This is a genomic window from Lonsdalea britannica, assembly GCF_946477055.1.
Taxonomy (GTDB): Bacteria; Pseudomonadota; Gammaproteobacteria; order Enterobacterales; family Enterobacteriaceae; genus Lonsdalea; species Lonsdalea britannica_A.
Window position 1 is genome coordinate 1 of sequence record NZ_CAMKXG010000302.1, and the last position, 3,633, is coordinate 3,633.

Genomic DNA, 3,633 nt, shown 5'->3' on the forward strand with positions numbered 1-3,633 from the left:
CGGCAGCGTCAGATGTGTATAAGAGACAGCCTTTCGCGCTTCTGTCACTGCCCGTTGAATCGCTTCGCGATCGATAATCCGGGTTTCGCGTGGCCTGCCGCCTTTGGTGCCAAACACCACGGTCAGCGTCTGTTGATGGCGTTCAAGCTGCCTTTCCCACGTTTTCAGCGAACTGGCGCACTGCACCGCTTCCTGAGAGCGCAGCCCCAGCAATCGGGCAAGCTGAAGTGCGCAGGCCAGCCCTTTATCACGCTGTTGCGCTGCAAGCAGAACGGCCTGATAGCGCTCATCCGGGATAGCGAATTTTGTCCCGGCACGGCTTGCGTCACTCAGCCCCAACGCGTTGTTGGTCAGGCGATCAGAAACGGCGAGCTTTTCCCGTCCTCCCTGCTTAAACACCGTGCGCAGCGCCGCCATTTCGTTGTGCAGGGTACGAAGGGCAATCCGCTGTGACAGGCGCCCGGCGACATAACTTTCGATATGTCTGGCTTTGAGGTACTTAACGTCACGCACCTGAATATTCAGCGCCAGCAAGTGGCGGCACAGCCTGTCCATGATGCGAATGCGATCATGAACCGTCTTGTAGCTCCCGCCAGCTTGTTTCGCCAGCGTGGTCATTTCACGACTTAATCTACTCATGCAATTTTCCCCATAATTTCAACTGGATGCTTTTCTCTGGCGCGTGGGAAATGGCAGAAACAATCGCAATTGACCTGCCTTGAACGATACCTGTGCGCCAGAGCGGACAGCAGTTGAGGTTTTGGGAGGTGACGGCTATGCACTCGGTGCGGCCGCCTGCGGTTGCAGGGTTTCCTCTCAGGCGGTTAGGCCTGCCTCGGTATCGGTTCAATCTCCTGTAAAAAAAGCGATCAGTCCGGCACAAACGGGTGTGTCAGATTCATGACGCATTGGTTGAAGTGCATGTCTCAGGGGGTGATGAGGTCTTAGGCTGCGGCGTCACTTTCATTCGTTGACACGGAAAAAGTGACGCCAGTGCAGACGTTGCCGGCAGGCGCTTAGCAGATGCCTGACGGCATAGCAGCGCGCAGCCAGCACGTTCACACGCGCAGACGCAAATCATTGAGATGAGTAAAGTCGAAGTTGCACGATACGTGAACTTACGAGAATTAAGCGCTGTTTAAGCCGCTTATGAAGTGAAATCACCGCAACGATAGACATTGCTGTGACGGCCAGTCTCCTACGGTATGGAAGCCGCTCTCTGGCTGGGTATAGTAAAGCCCACGGCAATGTTGGGCTTGAAGTAAAGTAGTTCGCTTCATCGTCACGCTCATGGAGACTCTGACGACATCCGTTCTCAGAAGTTAAGCAGATTTTACCGCGCTTTTAATTGCGCCCCTTCATTTCAGGCTATAAAAGGGTATCGAGTGGTCGCCCGAAGGCGTCAGTCTCAGACCACGCTCCAATCCTTATGACTTTGGCAGTGTGACCACCCGAAGGCGTTTCTCACAGGTCACTCATATCATCCCGATACTGGAAACATTGGTGGCTGTCATCGACAGCAAGGTTTCGTGGTCGAAAATACGACAGAGCTTTGCAAGTTTCAAGCACTTTAACTCAGCCAGAAGAGAGAGTAATCTAGCACTTAGTGCTATAGTTAAGGTTACAGGATGTCAGCCTGATGCGTGTATTCAAAACCAAATGGTTCACTAAGGCGGCTAAATCCCACGCCATTAAAGATAGCGAGTTATGTCAGGCTATTGAGGCGGTGATGCAAGGGAAAGCTGACGATCTCGGCGGCGGCGTTTATAAGAAGCGGCTGAACCAGAATCGCGATCGCGCCATCATACTGGCGAAAGGTGGACAGCACTGGTTTTACACGTTCCTGTATGCCAAGCAGGATATGGCGAACATCGATAATCGCGAACTGGCCGGATTCCGCGAGTTAGCGAAGCACTACTCAGCCCTTGCCGATGAAAAAATTACGGCACTGATTAAAAGTAAAGAACTGGTGGAGATTTGTCATGGCCGCAAAAAGTAAATTCAAGAGTCCTGCATTTGAGGCTATCCATAGCGCGGCTTCTGGATTATTCAGCGTCGATGCTATCCCACAGGAAACGATGCGCAACTTTGACAAAGCATGCCTCAACTGCGTGGACGATCTTCAACCCCTTGAGATCAAGGCGCTACGTGAGAAGCTGAACGTTAGCCAGCCTGTTTTCGCCAGCTACCTGAACACCAGTGTTTCGACGGTGCAGAAATGGGAAAGCGGCGTAAAACGCCCCAGCGGATTATCGCTGAAACTGCTTACCGTGGTGCAGAAACATGGGTTGAAGGTGTTGGTTTGATTTATAGAACTGGCTATTTTGGAAGATAGATTGACGGTCTTATATGAGCCAGAAGCTGACTTTTCCAATGTCAACAGTGGCGGGAGTACAGGCGCAGCTCATAGCTCCCGTCTTGAACGTAAACCACTTATCCGATTAATCATTGTGAATGATTAGCATATTATGACAATATCGTCCGGTTTTTATTTATTTCTGCATCGCAGTATATTTACCAAAGTGTATTTCAGTACATATTCAGCTTATAAAAATGCTGAATATTGTCCTATCGACTTCTCTGTCATTGCTATCATAAATTTTAATTTCCATATGATGTAAACCGTGATAACTAGTACTTTCAGAAATGTCGGCATGCCACTGGCCTGCGTAAAAACTCATAATTCTGTCCTTTTTCACTTCCTTTAACGCAGAATTTCTTTCAGCGTCAGGGCCTGTGTTCCTCTTAACAGCTTTGACCGTATACAACTGCTCTGCAGGAGCACTGAATGTTACATGGAAGTTTAGCGACATTCCTTTATCGAGGCTTTCTGAACATGGGCAATTAAAATTTTTTTTAACGTTGTTTGCGGTTGCGGTCAGTACCACGGATATTCTTCTACTCTCTATTCCATACGGCAGAAACTTAAAGTATGCTGCACTGTCAAAAACATATTGTGAATAATTTATCTGTGATCCTCTGACTCTATAGTTAGGCTTTACATGCCGATAATGGCGCTTAAATTCCGTACCATCTTCATTCTTCACCCATTTCCATTTGGTGGACAGATACTCTGTCCCTAACCCAAGCAGCGACTTGAGATTTTCACCAATCATGATCGTATCAGTATCTGCCGCTTGCTGAAGTTTGGCCGCAACATCAACATGATATGAAGTCGCCGTTACTTCAAATGCACCTGAAACTCCGTAGTTTCCCCACACGATATCATCATCTTTAGCGTAGTCAATTCCCAGTCTGACGCCTATACGCTCTTCCGAACCCTGATCGCCCAACTCTGGCCGGATAATCTGCTCCATAAATTCAAGTATGTATACAGCGGCGTTAATGGCATCAATCGCACTGTCTATTTTTTTATTTTCTATAGACTTCACTTCACTGCGGAAAAATGCCATCACGGCATCGCCCATAATACGATGAACGTGACCATCAAAAGCCTGAATTATTTCAATTACATATCTTATAATTGTGTTCTTTATATTGAACACCATCTCAGGAGAATACGTTTTTCCCAGCTTGGTCGATCCGGCTATATCAAAAAACATCGTTACGGCATAGCCGTTACGGAGCTCATCGCTGTCTCTTATACACATCTCCGAGCCCACGAGACTAAGG

Annotated in this window: 3 protein-coding genes; 2 read left to right on the forward strand and 1 reads right to left on the reverse strand. The window is 48.3% G+C overall.

Annotated features, from left to right (window positions below):
• A partial coding sequence (locus Q7O77_RS15595) for an integrase domain-containing protein (protein ID WP_304169442.1) occupies positions 1-639 on the reverse strand: 639 nt, incomplete at its 3' end.
• Between the two features lie 1,000 nt (positions 640-1,639).
• On the opposite strand from Q7O77_RS15595, the gene Q7O77_RS15600 reads away from it, so the two are divergent.
• Together Q7O77_RS15600 and Q7O77_RS15605 are read left to right on the forward strand one after the other, a co-directional pair.
• On the forward strand, positions 1,640-1,999 hold the full coding sequence (locus Q7O77_RS15600; protein WP_304169444.1) for a type II toxin-antitoxin system RelE/ParE family toxin: 360 nt from the start codon (positions 1,640-1,642) through the stop codon (positions 1,997-1,999).
• On the forward strand, positions 1,983-2,306 hold the full coding sequence (locus Q7O77_RS15605) for a DNA-binding transcriptional regulator (RefSeq protein ID WP_304169446.1): 324 nt from the start codon (positions 1,983-1,985) through the stop codon (positions 2,304-2,306). The genes Q7O77_RS15600 and Q7O77_RS15605 overlap by 17 nt, the downstream gene beginning before the upstream one ends.
• The last annotated feature ends 1,327 nt before the right edge of the window (positions 2,307-3,633 follow it).

Excerpts from the sequence above, each read along its gene's own strand:
- Q7O77_RS15600 (WP_304169444.1), top strand. The coding sequence starts at position 1,640 with ATGCGTGTATTCAAAACCAAATGGTTCACTAAGGCGGCTAAATCCCAC.
- Q7O77_RS15605 (WP_304169446.1), top strand. The coding sequence starts at position 1,983 with ATGGCCGCAAAAAGTAAATTCAAGAGTCCTGCATTTGAGGCTATCCAT.